Source organism: Amycolatopsis alba DSM 44262 (assembly GCF_000384215.1).
GTDB classification, from domain to species: Bacteria; Actinomycetota; Actinomycetes; order Mycobacteriales; family Pseudonocardiaceae; genus Amycolatopsis; species Amycolatopsis alba.
Genome location: NZ_KB913032.1, coordinates 3,527,383 through 3,542,252 on the forward strand (window position 1 = coordinate 3,527,383; position 14,870 = coordinate 3,542,252).

General features: G+C 68.3%; 17 protein-coding genes. 9 read left to right on the forward strand and 8 right to left on the reverse strand.

Annotated features, from left to right (window positions below):
• The first annotated feature begins 28 nt into the window (after nucleotides 1-28).
• Complete coding sequence (locus AMYAL_RS0116705) at nucleotides 29-421, forward strand: pyridoxamine 5'-phosphate oxidase family protein (RefSeq protein WP_026467150.1); 393 nt, start codon at nucleotides 29-31, stop codon at nucleotides 419-421.
• A gap of 35 nt (nucleotides 422-456) precedes the next feature.
• On the forward strand, nucleotides 457-984 hold the full coding sequence (locus tag AMYAL_RS0116710) for a GNAT family N-acetyltransferase (protein WP_020632449.1): 528 nt from the start codon (nucleotides 457-459) through the stop codon (nucleotides 982-984).
• Here the strand turns inward: AMYAL_RS0116710 and AMYAL_RS0116715 are convergent.
• From AMYAL_RS0116715 to AMYAL_RS0116730, 4 genes are all read right to left on the reverse strand, one after another.
• The gene (locus AMYAL_RS0116715; RefSeq protein WP_026467151.1) at nucleotides 981-1,319 is read right to left on the reverse strand and encodes an MmcQ/YjbR family DNA-binding protein; all 339 of its coding nucleotides are present in this window, start codon (nucleotides 1,317-1,319) and stop codon (nucleotides 981-983) included. The genes AMYAL_RS0116710 and AMYAL_RS0116715 overlap by 4 nt on opposite strands.
• 110 nt (nucleotides 1,320-1,429) lie before the next feature.
• Nucleotides 1,430-3,115 (reverse strand): bifunctional metallophosphatase/5'-nucleotidase, encoded by a 1,686-nt coding sequence (locus AMYAL_RS0116720; protein WP_020632451.1) that lies wholly within the window; start codon nucleotides 3,113-3,115, stop codon nucleotides 1,430-1,432.
• Nucleotides 3,116-3,221: 106 nt separating this feature from the next.
• On the reverse strand, nucleotides 3,222-4,010 hold the full coding sequence (locus AMYAL_RS0116725) for an alpha/beta fold hydrolase (protein ID WP_020632452.1): 789 nt from the start codon (nucleotides 4,008-4,010) through the stop codon (nucleotides 3,222-3,224).
• Between the two features lie 14 nt (nucleotides 4,011-4,024).
• A complete protein-coding gene (locus tag AMYAL_RS0116730) occupies nucleotides 4,025-4,513 on the reverse strand; it encodes a GNAT family N-acetyltransferase (protein WP_020632453.1) in 489 nt (162 codons plus the stop codon).
• Between the two features lie 150 nt (nucleotides 4,514-4,663).
• Between AMYAL_RS0116730 and AMYAL_RS0116735 the strand changes: the two genes are divergently transcribed.
• Nucleotides 4,664-5,308: a VanZ family protein gene (locus tag AMYAL_RS0116735; RefSeq protein ID WP_020632454.1), complete on the forward strand. Its 645-nt coding sequence runs from the start codon at nucleotides 4,664-4,666 to the stop codon at nucleotides 5,306-5,308.
• On the opposite strand, the gene AMYAL_RS49875 is transcribed toward AMYAL_RS0116735, so the two are convergent.
• Nucleotides 5,249-5,425, reverse strand: a complete 177-nt coding sequence (locus tag AMYAL_RS49875; RefSeq protein WP_020632455.1) for a hypothetical protein — start codon at nucleotides 5,423-5,425, stop codon at nucleotides 5,249-5,251. The genes AMYAL_RS0116735 and AMYAL_RS49875 overlap by 60 nt on opposite strands.
• Nucleotides 5,426-5,629: 204 nt before the next feature.
• Here AMYAL_RS49875 and mug point away from each other — a divergent pair, with 204 nt between their 5' ends.
• From mug to AMYAL_RS0116770, 6 genes are all read left to right on the forward strand, one after another.
• Nucleotides 5,630-6,181, forward strand: coding sequence for a G/U mismatch-specific DNA glycosylase (gene mug, locus AMYAL_RS0116745; RefSeq protein ID WP_020632456.1), 552 nt, complete (start codon nucleotides 5,630-5,632; stop codon nucleotides 6,179-6,181).
• Nucleotides 6,182-6,462: 281 nt separating this feature from the next.
• Nucleotides 6,463-7,263 (forward strand): response regulator transcription factor, encoded by an 801-nt coding sequence (locus AMYAL_RS0116750; RefSeq protein ID WP_020632457.1) that lies wholly within the window; start codon nucleotides 6,463-6,465, stop codon nucleotides 7,261-7,263.
• 139 nt (nucleotides 7,264-7,402) lie between these two features.
• Nucleotides 7,403-9,247, forward strand: coding sequence for an acyl-CoA dehydrogenase (locus AMYAL_RS0116755; RefSeq protein WP_020632458.1), 1,845 nt, complete (start codon nucleotides 7,403-7,405; stop codon nucleotides 9,245-9,247).
• 122 nt (nucleotides 9,248-9,369) lie between these two features.
• On the forward strand, nucleotides 9,370-9,645 hold the full coding sequence (locus AMYAL_RS0116760) for a GlsB/YeaQ/YmgE family stress response membrane protein (RefSeq protein WP_020632459.1): 276 nt from the start codon (nucleotides 9,370-9,372) through the stop codon (nucleotides 9,643-9,645).
• Nucleotides 9,646-9,719: 74 nt separating this feature from the next.
• Nucleotides 9,720-10,013, forward strand: coding sequence for a GlsB/YeaQ/YmgE family stress response membrane protein (locus AMYAL_RS0116765; RefSeq protein WP_020632460.1), 294 nt, complete (start codon nucleotides 9,720-9,722; stop codon nucleotides 10,011-10,013).
• 29 nt (nucleotides 10,014-10,042) lie between these two features.
• Nucleotides 10,043-10,759, forward strand: coding sequence for a leucine-rich repeat domain-containing protein (locus tag AMYAL_RS0116770; protein WP_020632461.1), 717 nt, complete (start codon nucleotides 10,043-10,045; stop codon nucleotides 10,757-10,759).
• 3 nt (nucleotides 10,760-10,762) lie between these two features.
• Here AMYAL_RS0116770 and AMYAL_RS0116775 read toward each other — a convergent pair whose 3' ends face one another.
• The 3 genes from AMYAL_RS0116775 to AMYAL_RS0116785 are packed head-to-tail and all read right to left on the reverse strand — an operon-like array spanning nucleotide 10,763 to nucleotide 14,784.
• The gene (locus AMYAL_RS0116775) at nucleotides 10,763-12,610 is read right to left on the reverse strand and encodes a VanW family protein (RefSeq protein ID WP_020632462.1); all 1,848 of its coding nucleotides are present in this window, start codon (nucleotides 12,608-12,610) and stop codon (nucleotides 10,763-10,765) included.
• A 31-nt stretch (nucleotides 12,611-12,641) separates the two neighbouring features.
• Nucleotides 12,642-12,935: a GroES family chaperonin gene (locus tag AMYAL_RS0116780; RefSeq protein ID WP_007032412.1), complete on the reverse strand. Its 294-nt coding sequence runs from the start codon at nucleotides 12,933-12,935 to the stop codon at nucleotides 12,642-12,644.
• 40 nt (nucleotides 12,936-12,975) lie between these two features.
• Entirely contained in the window at nucleotides 12,976-14,784 is a 1,809-nt protein-coding gene (locus tag AMYAL_RS0116785) for an NHL domain-containing thioredoxin family protein (protein ID WP_020632463.1), read from the reverse strand.
• Nucleotides 14,785-14,870 lie beyond the last annotated feature (86 nt).

Sequence of the window (14,870 nt, forward strand, 5' to 3'; positions counted from 1 at the left end):
CACCCTAGCTTTCAGGCAGGCTGACCAGGTGAAACGTGATCAATCGCTTATCGAACGTCTCGCGCGGGAGCGCAATGCCTGGTTCTGCACGCTCCGTGTGGACGGTTCGCCGCACGTCACGCCGGTGTGGTTCGTGTATCTCGACGACGTCTTCTGGGTCGGCAGCGGCGAGCGGAACGTGAAGGTGCGCAACGTCGGCAACGATCCGCGCGTCAGCCTCGCGCTGGAAGACGGCGACGCGCCCGTGGTCGCCGAAGGCCTGGCGCGCGTCCATCGCGGGGCTCTGCGCGAAGACGTTCTCGCCGCCCTGGCGGCGAAGTACGACGGCTGGGCGGCAGGTGAGGAGATCGAACCGTTCGGTGCCAGGGTGCTGCTGGAAGTGCCCGTAAAGCGGTGGCTGCTCGCGGGGGTCGCCCAATAGTCTGGAAAGTCCGATACCGATCTTGGGATGGGACGATGCTGACCGGTGAACTCATTCGCTTACGGCCGCTGGAACCCGAGGACGCGGACACGCTGTGGCGCTGGAACAACGACCCGGAGGTCATGCGCTGGATGATGGCGGACCATCCGGAATCGCTCGCCCAGATCCGCGAGCGCTTCGCGAAACGGAAGCCCAACAGCTACGAAGAGGCGAACTTCGCGATCGAGAGCCTCGCCGTCGGCACGCTGATCGGCACCTGCACCCTGCGCGACGCCACCCCGGAACAGGGCCGTGCCGAACTCGACATCTACCTCGGTGAGAAGGACCACTGGGGTGGCGGGTACGGCACCGACGCCATGCGCACGCTCTGCCGCTACGGCTTCGACATGATGCGGCTGCACATGATCGCGCTGTGGGTCGTGGTCGACAACGAGGCCGCGATCCACGTCTACAAGAAGATCGGCTTCCAGATCGACGGCAGGCATCGGCAGGCGTTCCGTGATCAGAACGGCAAGTGGCACGACGAGTACCTGATGAGCATGCTCGAAGGGGAACTCCTCTAGTCGTCCAGGCCTTTGGTGAGCCTGGCGGGTGCCTTCATCCGCCAGGCTTCCTCGATGAGTTCACGCAATTGCGCCTTCTCGACCTTCTCCAGGTCGACGAGGATCGCGCCGTAGCCGTCGTAGTGCGGGGTGGTGAAGTACGCGGGGTCTCCGGAGGCCAGCAGGGCTTCCTTCTCCGCGTGCTCGCACAGCAGCATCAGGCCGCCCTCGGCCTCGGTGCGCAGCCGGGCGAAGTTCTTGCCCGCGACCTTGAGCGACGGTGTGCGGTATGAAGTGGACTCCTCGACCTCCGGCAGCCTGCCCGCCAGGTCCACGACTTCTTCCCAGGTCGTCATGGCGGACATTGTGCCCTGGGTCACTGACAAAACCAGCCCCGTGGACGCCATGAACGGTCCGTTCCTTGCGAAATTTGCAAGGAACGGACCGTTCATGGCACTCGGGGGAGCTACGGCAGGACGGTGATCCGGTCCGCGGCTGGCGGGGCGATGCCGGGGTGCGCCCCGAAGTACGCGATCAGCGCGTCCAGGTCCACCGGACCACCGGACAGATTGGTCCCCTTCGTGAACTCGGTGAAGCCGTCCCCGCCGGCGGCGAGGAAGTTGTTCACCGAGACGCGGTACGACGCCGCCGGGTCGATCGGCGCGCCGTTCAGCGTCAGGTTCGAGATGCGCGACCCTTGGGCCGCCGAAGCCGAGTACGAGTACTTCAGCGACTTCGAGATCTGCAGGGTCCGCACGATCCCGTTGGCCTGCCACTGCTGTTCGAGCACGTTCTTCAGGTTCGCCCCGGTGAGCGTGATCGTCTGCATGATGTTCGCGAACGGCTGCACGGCGAACGCCTCGCCGTAGGTCACGACGCCGTCGCCTTCACCGGCGGGCGAGGACGCGTAGGTGAAGTCCGTGCGGATGCCGCCAGGGTTCGTCATGGCGATCTGCGCGCCGTTCGACTGCGTGGCCTCGAGCTGGGCGTCGGCGATGACGTCGCCCAGCGGGGACTCACCGGAGGGCGCGCCCTTGGCGACCAGGTCCGCGGTGATGGTGCCGACGGCCTTGTTCGCGATCGGGGCGGCCTTGGCCTTGGCCTCGTCGATCAGCGCCTGCACGTCGTCGTCCGGCTTGACGTCGCGGGTGACGATCTCGTTGTGCGCCTTGGTCTCGCCACGCACGACGTCGCGGGTCCGGCGGTCGATCTTCAGGTCGACGACCGACAGCAGACGGCCGAACGACGCGCCCTGGATCACCGGGCGCGGCTTGCCGTCGGGGTCGTTGATCACGCAGTTGTACTGCTGGTGGCTGTGCCCGGTGAAGATCGCGTCCACTTTGGACGAAACCTGCTGCGCGATGGCGGTCGCGGCGCCCGGCTTGACCTTGCACTCGTCGGGACCGGCGGTCTCGGAGTTGTCGCCCTGGTGCAGCAGCACGACCTGCGCCTTGACGCCGAACAGGTCGAGCAGCTTGGCGGTGCGGTCGATCGCCTGGACCTCTTCGCCGAACTTCAGGCCCTTGATCGCCTCCGGGGTGACGACCTGCGGCAGGTCCTTCAGCGTCGCGCCGATGATGCCGATCGGGACGCCGCCGGAGAACTCGATGCTGAACGGCAGCAACGCCGGGAAGCCGTTCTCGTAGTACACGTTGGCCCCGAGGAACGGGAAGTTCGCGCCCTTGAAGGACTTCCGGAACTGGCAGCCGTCGGTCGGATGGCAGCCGCCGTTCTGGATCCGGCGGAGTTCCTTGAGCCCCTCGTCGAATTCGTGGTTGCCCACCACGGAAGCCTTGACGCCGAGCTGGTTCAGGAGTTCGACGGTCGGCTCGTCGTGGAACAAGGCCGAGATCACCGGCGACGCGCCGATGCTGTCACCGGCCGAGAGGACGACCGAGTTACGCGCTTCGCCGCGAAGCCGCTTCAGGTGCGTCGCGAGGTACGCGGCGCCGCCCGCGTTGACCGTCCCGCCGCCGGGCAGCGTGACGCGGCCGCTCGAACCGGACGGCGGTTCGAGGTTGCCGTGCAGGTCGTTGAACGTGATGATCCGGACGTCGGTGGTGGCCGGCGCGGCGGACGCGGGCGCGGCTACGGCACCCAGCGCGGTCAGCGCGGCACCGACGGCAACGGCCAGCCGGGTAGACAGCTTCATTCTTCCTCCGATTCGCACCCAGAAGTCCCCATCGGGCGCACGGCGGAGGAGTCTGCCTGGCGGAATTGACCTTCACCAGAGGAAAAAGCAGGACGATAGGCAAACGTCACATGGCGCTTGAGCTGCCGTCCAGCAGCACCCGCGCGACCATCTCGGGCTCGTCGTTCATCGGCACGTGCCCGCAGCCGCGCAGCACCAGCAGCTCCGCCTCAGGCGCGATCCGGCGCAGCTCGGCGGCCTTCGGGCGGGCGAGGATGCGGTCGCGTTCCGCCCACGCGATGGTCACCGGCACGTCCTTGACGACGCCGTCGAAACGGAAGCCGCCACGCGCCTGCTCCAGCGTCGGCCGGAAGCCGGGGCAGCCCGCGAGCGCCCGGATGTCCTCCATGACGACCTGCGTGGTGAGCCGGTCCGGGCGGCCGACGATCATCCCGGTCAGCATCGACCGGCCGGCCGGGGTCGCGGCGAGCCGCCGCGCGGTGCGCTCGGGGATCCGCTCGGCGAGCAGGCGGTGGGTGCGCAGCATGCTCAGCGCGTACCGCTGCTGCCGCGGCGTCCACAGCCCGGCCGGGGACAACGCCGTCACGCTGCGGACGAGCCCCGCTTCCCCAAGCGCGAGCGAGAGCAGCCCGCCGAGCGAGTTGCCCGCGACGTGCGGCTTGCCGAGGCCGAGTTCGCGGAAGAACCGCCCGAACATCTCGACGACGGCTTCGACGCCGTAGCCGTCCGAGTGCGGCGCCGATTCGCCGAAGCCGGGCAGGTCGACGGTGATGACGTCGCGGTGCGGGGTGAGCAGCGAAAGCACAGGCGACCAGGCCTGACGGCGGTGGCCGACCCCGTGGATCAGCACCAGCGGCTCGCCCTTGCCCGCGCGGTCGAAGACGACGTTGTCCATCCCGCGAGGCTAGGCTATTTACTGCTACCGGCGGTAACAGGTAAATAAAGACGTTCCCGGCGCCGGGTGACGTCGTTCGGCATCGGCTCGACTTCGCCCGTCGCGATGAACCCGAACTTCAGATACAACCGCCGCGCCCGGTCGTTGTCCTCCGCGACGTGCAGCCACACCTCACTCGCGCCGTCTTCCTCGGCGGCCGTCCGCACCGCGCCCACCAGCTTCGTGCCCAGCCCTTGGCCGCGGGCTTCGGCCGAGACCCACATCGAATAGAGGATCCAGTCGCCGTCCCGTGCCCGCCCGGCGACCAGGCCCACCGCGCGGCCGTCGTCGAAGGCGGCGAACCAGGCGTCTCCGGCCAGCTTGGCGAGCCATTCGTCGTCGGACTGCGCCCGTTCGGCCGCGGCGATCGAGCCGTAGTTCTCGGGGGTGTCCGTCAGGGCGCGCAGGCGGACCTCACGGAAGGCGTCGAGGTCTTCGGGGGTGAGCCGTCGAACGAGCAGCATCCGGGCAGAATCCCACGTCCACCGGCGGATCGGGGAGCGAATATCGCCGATCGGCCAAGATCGGGATCGGCCACTTGGCCGATCAGGCCCCGGCCCCAGCGGCCCTTCGACCGAAGTGGCGGGCCCCTGGAGATCCATAACGTCTGTGTCATGACGAACGCACAGGTCACCGCCCTGCAGTACGGCTTGATCGGCTTCTTCGCGCTCTGGGCGACGGTGCTGATCCCGCAGCTGATCGTCCTGCACTCGCGTGGCCGGGTGCGCCTTCGTCCCGTCCTGACCATGGCCGCCGTGCTGCTCTACGCGACGATGACGCTGGCGGTGACCTTCCTGCCGCTGCCCGGCCCCGGCACCAAACGGCTGAGCCAGACCGTGCAGCTGCACCCGTTCCAGTGGATCACCGACATCCACACCGAACTGCTCAAGCACGGGCTGCCGGTGTCCGACTGGTTCACCACCCAGACGTTCCAGCAGGCCACCATGAACGTGCTGCTGTTCGTCCCGCTCGGTTTCTTCGCCAGGACGCTGTGGAAGCGCGGCCTGATCGGCACGACGCTGATCGGTCTCGCCGCTTCGCTGCTGATCGAGATCACGCAGCTGACCGCGAACTTCGGCACCGCGCCCTACGTCTACCGGATCTTCGACGTCGACGACCTGCTCAACAACACCGGCGGCGCGATGCTCGGCTGGATCGCCGGGGCCCTGCTGCTCAGCCTCGTGCGGAAGCCTGTTCCCTCAATGGTCGAGATGCAGCCGCTGCGCCGCGAGCGGATCGACCTCGCCCAGGTTCGCTAGCCTCGCCTGCCGTCGCTGGGCCGCGCGCCGCGCGGCCCGCCGGTCTTCCGCGACCACCAGCACGGTGGCCACGACGAAGATCAACGCGACCAGGCCGAGGATGAGCGAGAGCTGCAAAACGCCTCCTCGATACGGCCTTGTGTGCGAGATCACAAACAGTACGCAGGTCGTGGCGACTTGGCCACCCCTTGCGACGAAAGTGGGTGTCGCAGGTCACGCGGGAGCGGCCGCGAACGAAGGCTGCCGATACGTGGGCGACCGAGCGAGCACCCCAAGCCTTCCGCGTTCAGTCCTCCCGCCGGCGTGCCGGAAACTGACCCGGTGAGGACGAAACCGACCAAGGACGAGCTGGCCGCCGCGTACGGCAGGACCATCGACGACGTCATCGCGCCGGATCTGGACGTGCTGTTCTGCGGGATCAACCCTGGTCTCTACTCCGGCGCCCTCGGCCTGCATTTCGCCAGGCCGGGGAACCGGTTCTGGCCCGCGCTGTACCGCGGCGGTTTCACCCCGCGCCTGTTCGACCCGAGCGAGCAGGACGAGCTGCTCGGCCTCGGCCTCGGCATCACCAACGTCGTCGCGAGGACGACGGCGCGGGCCGACGAGCTGACGCCGGACGAGTTCCGCGAGGGCGGGCGGCTTCTCACGGCGAGGGTCGCCGAATACCGGCCACGCTGGCTCGCCGTGGTCGGGATCACCGCCTACCGGACCGCGTTCGGCCTGCCGAAGGCGAAGATCGGCCCGCAGGACGGCGAGATCGCCGGCGCACGGGTCTGGGTCCTGCCGAATCCCAGCGGGCTGAACGCGCATTGGACGCCCGCGACGCTCGGGGACGAATTCGGGCGCCTTCGCGCCGAAGTCCACTCTGAGTAGCGAACGCGTCAAGATCCACCATCGGCGCGCTCATTCGAGCAAGAGATCCACAACCGGCCGATACGCAGAGTTTGCTGCGACGACGCGATACATCTATGAGGGGGATACCGCGTCACGCCCGCCGACCTACTGACTCGTAATAGTTACGAGGTGTCATCTCTGTCCGGTCCCGCAGGGAGGACCGGTTGACGAGGGTGACCACGCCGGGGGGCCGTGGTCACCGAATGGACTTCACGTCCTCTCGTCCGGAGATGACGGGCAGGAAAACGGAGGGGTCCGTGATGCGAGGCATCGAGCCGAACCGAACGCAGGCCGGCAGGCCTGGCGGACTGTCACCAGGTGGCCGTGGCCTCGGCGTGGCCGCCGTCGATCCGATCCCGATCTTCTGCGAGGGCCTGAGTTCACTGGTCCACCGCACACCGGGACTGCAATGGCTCGGGCACGCGGCGAGCCATCACGCCGCGCTCCAGCTGTGCGAACAGCTCAAACCGGACGTCATCGTGCTGGATTCGGCGCTCGACCCGAACTGCCACCTGTCCCGGCTGCTCAGCAACGGCGATCCGGCACTGGTCATCATCACGATGATCAGGGACACGAACCGCACTCAGCAGTACCTCGCCGCGGCCATCGCGGCAGGCGTGCACGCGATCGTGCCGCGGGCGACCGACGGACGGCATCTGACCGAGGCGATCCGGCGCGCGCACAGTGACCGTCGCTACATCGACCCGACGCTGGCGGCGTTGACGGCGCGGCCGAAGCGCCAGCCCGTGCTCCCGAAACCGGGTGACGCCCCCAAACCGGCGACCGCGCGCGGCCTGATGCCGCTGTCGCGTCGCGAGTACCAGGTCCTGCAACTGGTCGCCGAGGGACTGGAGAACTCCGGGATCGCGAAGATCCTGTTCCTGTCGGTGGAAACCGTCCGGACCCACGTCAAGAGCATCTTGCGCAAGCTTTCGGCCCGCGACCGGACACACGCCGTGACGATCGCGTTCCGATCCGGCATCCTGGTCACGAACCCCGACGACGCGCACAGCCCGGCCGAGCCGTCTTCGGCCACTTCGATCGCGCCGTCACCTCGCTGAGATCGCCCGTATTGCTGATTTACACATCACAACAGTGGCCATTCACTTGCCGCCGGTTACCCACAGGTAATATCCTGAAGTTACCGGCGAGTAGGGGACGTGTGCCCGGCCGGGGAGCCGAACACATTGGAGTGACGAAATGGGCCACTACAAGAGCAACGTCCGAGACCTGGAGTTCAACCTCTTCGAGGTCCTCGGCGTGCAGGACCGCCTCGGCAAGGGCGTCCTCGCGGAATCCGACGAGGAGACCGCCCGCGGCGTGCTGACGGAGCTGAACAAGCTCGCTTCCGGTCCCCTCGCCGATTCGTACGCCGACGCGGACCGCAACCCGCCGGTATACGACCCGAAGACCTTCTCGGTGAAGATCCCCGAGTCGTTCAAGAAGAGCTACCAGGCGCTGATGGACGGCGAATGGTGGCGGCTGGGCCTGCCGAACGAGCTGGGCGGCTTCGGTCTGCCCCCGACCGTGCAGTGGGCCGCGGCCGAGCTGATCCTCGGCGCCAACGCGCCGCTGTTCATGTACATGGCGGGCCCGAGCTTCGCCGGGATCGTCGACAAGAACGGCACCGAAGAGCAGAAGCGCTGGGCGCAGGTCATGATCGACCGCGGCTGGGGCGCCACGATGGTGCTCACCGAGCCCGACGCCGGTTCCGACGTCGGCGCCGGCCGCGCCAAGGCCGTCAAGCAGGAGGACGGCTCCTGGCACATCGACGGCGTGAAGCGGTTCATCACCTCGGCCGAGAACGACATGGTCGAGAACATCATGCACCTGGTGCTGGCCCGTCCCGAGGGCCCCGGCGTCGAGACCAAGGCGGGCACCAAGGGCCTGTCGCTGTTCCTCGTGCCGAAGTTCCACTTCGACGGCGAGACCGGTGAGCTGGGCGAGCGCAACGGCGCCTTCGTCACCAATGTCGAGCACAAGATGGGCATCAAGGCCTCCACCACCTGCGAGCTGACCTTCGGCCAGCACGGCACCCCCGCCAAGGGCTGGCTGCTCGGCGAGGTGCACGACGGCATCGCGCAGATGTTCCAGGTCATCGAGTACGCCCGCATGATGGTCGGCACGAAGGCCATCGCGACGCTGTCGACCGGCTACCTCAACGCGCTCGAGTACGCCAAGGAGCGTGTCCAGGGCGCCGACCTGCCGAACATGCTGAACAAGGCGGCGCCGCGCGTCACCATCACCCACCACCCGGACGTCCGCCGCTCGCTGATGCTGCAGAAGGCGTACGCCGAGGGCCTCCGCGCGGTGTACCTCTACACGGCGACCTTCCAGGACCAGGTGTGGACCGGCGAGGGCGACGAGGCCTCGCAGAAGATCGCGCACGGCGTCAACGACCTGCTGCTGCCGATCGTCAAGGGCGTCGGCTCCGAGCGCGCGACCGAGCAGCTCGTGCAGTCGCTGCAGACCCTCGGCGGGTCGGGCTTCCTGCAGGACTACCCGATCGAGCAGTACATCCGTGACGCGAAGATCGACTCGCTGTACGAAGGCACCACGGCCATCCAGTCGCTGGACTTCTTCTTCCGCAAGATCGTCCGCGACAAGGGCGCTTCGCTGGCCTATGTCGCCGGGGAGATCACGAAGACCATCGAGTCGGAGATCGGCAACGGGCGGCTCAAGAACGAGCGCGGGCTGCTCAAGCAGGCGCTCGAGGACACCCAGGGCATGCTCGGCTCGCTGATCGGCTACCTGACCTCGTCGCAGGAAGACCCGCAGAACATCAACAAGGTCGGGCAGCACACGGTCCGCCTGCTGATGTCGGTCGGCGACCTGCTCATCGGCTGGCAGCTCATCAAGCACGCCGAGGTCGCCATCGGCAAGCTCGACGCGGGCGCGTCGGCGAAGGACACCCCGTTCTACGAGGGCAAGCTCGCCGTGGCGTCGTTCTTCGCGAAGAGCGTGCTGCCGGAGCTGACTTCGCGCCGCGCGATCGTCGAAGCAGCGGACAACAGCCTCATGGAAATCCCCGAAGCCGCGTTCTAAACGGTTAGTGACGAAGAGCCCTCTCCCGCGCGGAGGGGGCTTTTCGCGTTTCGACGGGGTCTTGCGGGGTATCTCCGTGCTGAGTCCGCCCGTCGGCGGACGCCTCGGCAAAGGAGTCTTCAATGACAATCACCGGCATCATCATGGCGATCGTGGTCGGTTTGATCCTCGGGGTTCTCGGCAGGTTCTTCGCGCCCGGAAAGCAGTCCATCCCGATCTGGCTCACGATCGTCGTCGGCATCATCGCCGCCTTCGTCGGCACCGCGATCGCCCGCGGGCTCGGCTACGCGGACACCAAGGGCTTCGACTGGCTCGAACTGATCACCCAGATCGTCATCGCCGGCATCGGGGTCACCCTGGCCGCGAACCTCTACGGACGCCGCGGTGTCACCCGGTAAGGGGTCTTGAGGCGCGACGAGCCGGTTTCGGTGTCACCGTTGGTCCAACTCGATTCTCCAGCGAAGGAGGAACCATGTTGGGTGGCCTTTGGGGCATCATCACCACGATCGTGGTCGGCCTGATCCTCGGCGTCATCGGCCGGATGCTCGCGTCCGGTGACCAGAAGATCCCGATGTGGCTGACGATCGTCGTCGGCATCATCGCCGCCTTCATCGGCAACTGGCTGGCCGGCGTGTTCGGCGTCCGGGACACCTCGGGCATCGACTGGATCCGGCACGCCTTCCAGGTCGGCGCGGCGGTCGTCGGCGTGATCGCCGCGTCCGCGATCTACGCGAAGGTCAAGGGCGGGCACCACGCCGCGACCTGACACGGGCGCCACGGCTACGGTCGGCCCCTGTGACCACTCGTCTCGAACTCAGTGGCCAGGGGCTGACCACCCTGTCCGGCGTCCCTCTTCCGGCTTCGCTCGAATACCTGGACCTCTACGACAACCGGCTGACGTCCGTTCCCGGCGGCCTGTGGTCGCTCACCGGTCTCCGGGTGCTGAACCTGGCCACCAACCGGCTGAGCACCATCCCGTCTTCGATCGGCGCCCTGCGGCAGCTGCACACGCTTGACCTGGGGCACAACGAGCTTTCGACGCTGCCGGACGAAATCGGCGAGCTTTCCGGGCTGACGGAATACCTCTACGTGAGCGACAACAAGCTGACCGAGTTCCCGGTCGCGCTGTGCTCGCTCGGACGGCTGAAGTACCTGGGGTGCACGGACAATCGCATCGCCACGCTCCCGGACGACCTTTCCGGACTGGCCTCGCTGCGCGAGTTTCGCCTGTATGGCAACGGGTTGACCGAAATCCCAGAGTCGATGGGAACGCTTTCCGCGTTGCGCGAGCTGCATCTGCGGAAGAACCGGCTGACGTCGTTGCCGTCCTCGCTCGGGGACCTGAGCGAGTTACGCCAGCTGGACCTGCGCGAGAACCGACTCACTTCGCTGCCGTCTTCGCTCACCCAGCTGTCCAAATTGGACAAACTGGATCTGCGATGGAACAAGGACTTCCGGGAGCCGCCGTGGCTCGCGGACTTCGAGGCCCGCGGTTGCATGGTGCTGCGGTGAGGCTCAGGTGCAGATGACCGCGGCGCGCGGCGAGTAGGTCGCGTTGCGGGTCTCCCGGCGGACCTCCGTGCCGGTGACGACGTCGACGAGCACGCGGGTGTCCGAGGTGCTGAACCCGGCGGCACCGGGATCCGGCACGCAGCCGGGACCCGAGCCGATCCGCACCGGCTGGGGGACGTAGGAATGCCGATCGCCGCCGACGCTCTGGACCGAAAAGCGTTTCGTGCCCCAGATCCGCACGGTGACCGAGCCGTTGGCGGGGATCACCTGGATCGCGATGCCGGTCGGGGCGTCGTTGACGATCTGCATCTCGACCGGCGAACCGTCCTCGTTGATCGCCTTCACGTCGCGCGCGACCGGATAGCGGTCCAGGTAGTGGTCGTGTTCCAGATGCCCGCCGTCGGCCAGTCCCGCCAGGTACGCGGCGTTGTAGAGCGTCGTCGCGAGCTGCGAGACACCGCCGCCGACCACGACCGGACCGGTGCCGTCCTCGTTCGACGGCGCGGGGACGTAGCCCGCGTCCGCCGTCCTCGCCCCGGACCGCGCGCCGAGGCTGAACGTCTCGTTCGGCTTCACGATGGCACCGGAGACCCTGGTGGCCAGCGCCTGCGCGTTCGTCATCGCCGGACCGCTCAGGCCTGAGGTGGTGAACTCGCCGATGACCTCGTTGATGCCCAGCACGTTCGCCGCGTCGGTGCTGACGGCCGGGCTGCTGGCGTCGTAGACCGCCTTCAGCTCCCTGTCCTCGCTCTTCGCGAGAGCCGAGGTCAGCGCGGAGAACGTGAGGTCCCAGTTGACCTTCCTCGCGTCCTTCGACGGCTGGACCGCCGGCCTGTCGCCGACGAAGACGATCTGCGCGTCCGCGCCGTCGGTCTCGGTCTCCTTCAGCTGCGGTTGTGCCGCGGCCCGGAGTTTGCCCTGGTCGATGCGGACTTCGAGGTTGCCGTCGTCGCGGGCGGCGAACTGGAAGGACCCCGCGATCGCGTCCGGTTTCAGCGTCGCGTCCTTGCCCTCACCGCGGATCAGGAGCGGCTTCGCGACCGCCGGGAGGACGATCTTGCCGAGCGCCGCCTGCACCCCCTGCGAAGTCGCCTTCACCGGCGTGACGTCCACCTTCAGCTCGACCCCGCCGTCGCCCAGCCAGCCGTCGGTGACCGTGGTGACCGCGGCCTTGACGTCGGCGAGTGCCTGACCGGCCCGCGGTTCGACCGCGGCCGCGGCGACCCCGCCGTCGGTGCCCGCGAGCGGCCGGAAGGTGATGTTCCCTTCGATCGGCGGACGGTTCACCTGCGCGGCAGCGAGGTCGGAGACGGCCTTTTCGAGCTTCGGCGCGTCGGTCCAGGTGACGACGCCGACCTCGCGGCTGGTGAAGAACGACATCAACCGCGTGTACGGGCTCAGCGGCTGGTGACCGGCGCGGCCCAGCGTCTGCGGCCAGTCCAGGCCGAGACCGGACGACGTGGGGTACAGGACCGTGCGGACATCGCCCGCCCGGACCCGCACCGGCTCGATCAGCTTCGGCTCCAGCTCACGGCGAAGCTTCGACTCGGCCTCCTTGTGCGTGAGGCCGCCGACGTCGATCCCCGCGACGGTGACGCCGCGCGGGACGTCCCCCGCGCTGACGATCAGGTCGACCGCGTACGCGAGTACGAACAGGCCCATGAGCACTCCGGCGGCCATGACGGCCTTGCCGAGCCCCTTGCGGAACTTCGACGCGGGCGTCGGCGGCGGATGGACCACCCTGTCGCCCTCGAAGAGCTCGTCTACCAGGCCCTCGTCATTCTGCGGTTCGGCGAGGAGTTCGTCGGTGAAAAGGTCGGTGCCCGATTCGTCATGGTCATCGCGTGCCAACTCTCACCACCCCTCCCGCGGCCGAGCTGCGCTACAGGTACAACCCCGTGCCGTGTTCGGTCCGTTCGGTCGCCACGGCGTGGATGTCCCGCTCCCGCATCACCAGGTGCCCTTCACCCTGGATCTCGACCTCGTGCTGGTCGTCCGGGTTGAACAGCACGCGGTCGCCGGTCTTGACGTTCCGCACACTGTTGCCCACGCCCAGTACATCACCCCACGCCAGCCGCCGCGCCACTTGCGCGGTGGCGGGGATGACGATGCCGCCGGAACTCCGGCGCTCGCCGTCTTCGGGGGACAGCTTCACGAGCACCCTGTCCTGCAGCATCTGAATTTCGAGTTTCGGCCCGTCTGACACAGGTACGACTCTACTTTCCCGGATCCCCCGCCATGACCAGGCTCAGCGCGCTTTCTCCACCGTTTTCGAACCGCAACGGCACTCCCCAGTCCTGCCGGGTGATGCGGCAGGCGGGATGCTCGCCACCGTCGTCACAGCTCGCGGCCTGCGCGACGACCTGCAGGACGCCTCCGGTGACTCCCTCGGCGAAGCGGAGCTTGCGGAACAGGTCCGTGCCGACCCCCGCGCCTTCGGCGAGCAGTTCGGGCGGCGAGGCGCTGATTTCCAGCCGTGTCGACGGGCCGTAGCGGTCGTCGAGCTTCTCGCCGGGCGGCGGGGTGAAGACGACGGAGAACTCCAGTTCACCCGGCGCCAGCACGGTCGGCGGGCGGCGGACCGCGTGCGCGTCCCCGGCCACGGCCTGCTCGCCGAGCGGCACCGGTCCGATCCGGCTGCCCGCCGACTCGACGACCAGCAGTTCGCCGTCGTGCACCAGCAGACCGGACGGCTCCGCGAGGCCGGTCGCCAGCGTGGTCACCCGGCGGGTGAGCGGGTCGTAGCGGCGGACGGCGCCGTTGTAGGTGTCGGCGATCGCGATGGTGTCGCCGGGCAGCACGGCGAGGCCGAGCGGATGCTGCAGAAGCGCCTGGTCTGCGGGGCCGTCGACGTGCCCGAAGGAGAACAGGTCGACGCCGACCGCGGTGTGCACGGTGAACGTCTCGCCCTCGGGCTCGATCCAGCGCAGCGCGGACGTCTCGGCGTCCGCGAGCCACAGCCGCTGCCCATCAGGGGTGAGACCGGACGTCTGCGCGAAGAAAGCTTCGTGGACGTCGCCGTCTCGCAGGCCTTCGACCGTCGTACCGGCGAAGCGGCGGATGGTGCCCGAGACCGGCTCGAACACGCTCAGCGTGTGGTTGCCGGCCATGGCGACCACGATCCCGCCCGCGGGACCCCACCAGGCGACGTCCCAGGGGCTGGTGAGGTCGATGTCGAGCGCCTTGCCGGTGTCGACGCCGTCGCGCCACTGGCGGCCGGTGCCGGCGACCGTGGAGACCTCGCCGGTGATCAGGTCGATGCCGCGCAGGCGGTGACCGGCCGTGTCGGCGACGACGGCGTGATAGCCCGCGCGCTCCGCGACCTCGTACGGCAACAGGGTGATCCCGGACGGCTCGGTGAAGGTCGCCAGGTCGAACGGCCCGTCCTGCGCGCCGCGGGCACCGCTGCCGAAGCGGCGGATGATCGTCTCGCCGTCGGACGCGAACTCGACGACGGAGTGGTTGCCGGTGTCGGCGACCAGGATCCGGCCTTCGGCGGTGGTGACGGCCTTGCTCGGGAAACGCAGTTCGGCGCGCTGTTCCTCGGCCGGGACGTACGGGCTGCCGCCGCGGCGCAGCGTGCCCTTGGCCTCGTGGGTCGCGACGAGGTCGGCGATCACCCGGCGCAGCGCCTCGGCGTGCCCCTCACCGGCGGCGACGTGGACGACGTAACCCTCGGGGTCGACGACGACCAGCGTCGGCCACGCCTTGACCGCGTACTGCGACCAGGTGGCCATCTTCGGGTCGTTGAGGACCGGGTGGTGCACCTCGTAGCGCCGCACGGCCGCCTCGATCGCGGCCGCCTCACCCTCGTGCAGGAACTTGGGCGAATGCACGCCGATGGTCACCAGGACGTCGGCGAACTCGGCCTCCAGCGGGCGCAGCTCGTCCAGCACGTGCAGGCAGTTGACGCAGCCGCTGGTCCAGAAGTCCAGCAGGACGACGCGGCCGCGCAGCCCGGCGAGCGTGAGCCGCTCACCGCCGGTGTTGAGCCACACGTCACCGGCGAGCTCGGGCGCCCGCACGCGGGACTGCGTTCGTGGAGAAGTCACGCCATGAGTGAACTACACGCGTGGCCGCTCTGTTCCTCCGTCCAGGCGTTGAGAGGGCG

Excerpts from the sequence above, each read along its gene's own strand:
- AMYAL_RS0116710 (WP_020632449.1), top strand. The coding sequence starts at position 457 with ATGCTGACCGGTGAACTCATTCGCTTACGGCCGCTGGAACCCGAGGAC.
- AMYAL_RS0116750 (WP_020632457.1), top strand. The coding sequence starts at position 6,463 with ATGCGAGGCATCGAGCCGAACCGAACGCAGGCCGGCAGGCCTGGCGGA.
- AMYAL_RS0116735 (WP_020632454.1), top strand. The coding sequence starts at position 4,664 with ATGACGAACGCACAGGTCACCGCCCTGCAGTACGGCTTGATCGGCTTC.
- AMYAL_RS0116720 (WP_020632451.1), bottom strand. The coding sequence starts at position 3,115 with ATGAAGCTGTCTACCCGGCTGGCCGTTGCCGTCGGTGCCGCGCTGACC.
- AMYAL_RS0116765 (WP_020632460.1), top strand. The coding sequence starts at position 9,720 with ATGTTGGGTGGCCTTTGGGGCATCATCACCACGATCGTGGTCGGCCTG.
- AMYAL_RS0116715 (WP_026467151.1), bottom strand. The coding sequence starts at position 1,319 with ATGACGACCTGGGAAGAAGTCGTGGACCTGGCGGGCAGGCTGCCGGAG.
- AMYAL_RS0116760 (WP_020632459.1), top strand. The coding sequence starts at position 9,370 with ATGACAATCACCGGCATCATCATGGCGATCGTGGTCGGTTTGATCCTC.
- AMYAL_RS0116780 (WP_007032412.1), bottom strand. The coding sequence starts at position 12,935 with ATGCTGCAGGACAGGGTGCTCGTGAAGCTGTCCCCCGAAGACGGCGAG.
- AMYAL_RS0116730 (WP_020632453.1), bottom strand. The coding sequence starts at position 4,513 with ATGCTGCTCGTTCGACGGCTCACCCCCGAAGACCTCGACGCCTTCCGT.
- AMYAL_RS0116755 (WP_020632458.1), top strand. The coding sequence starts at position 7,403 with ATGGGCCACTACAAGAGCAACGTCCGAGACCTGGAGTTCAACCTCTTC.
- AMYAL_RS0116725 (WP_020632452.1), bottom strand. The coding sequence starts at position 4,010 with ATGGACAACGTCGTCTTCGACCGCGCGGGCAAGGGCGAGCCGCTGGTG.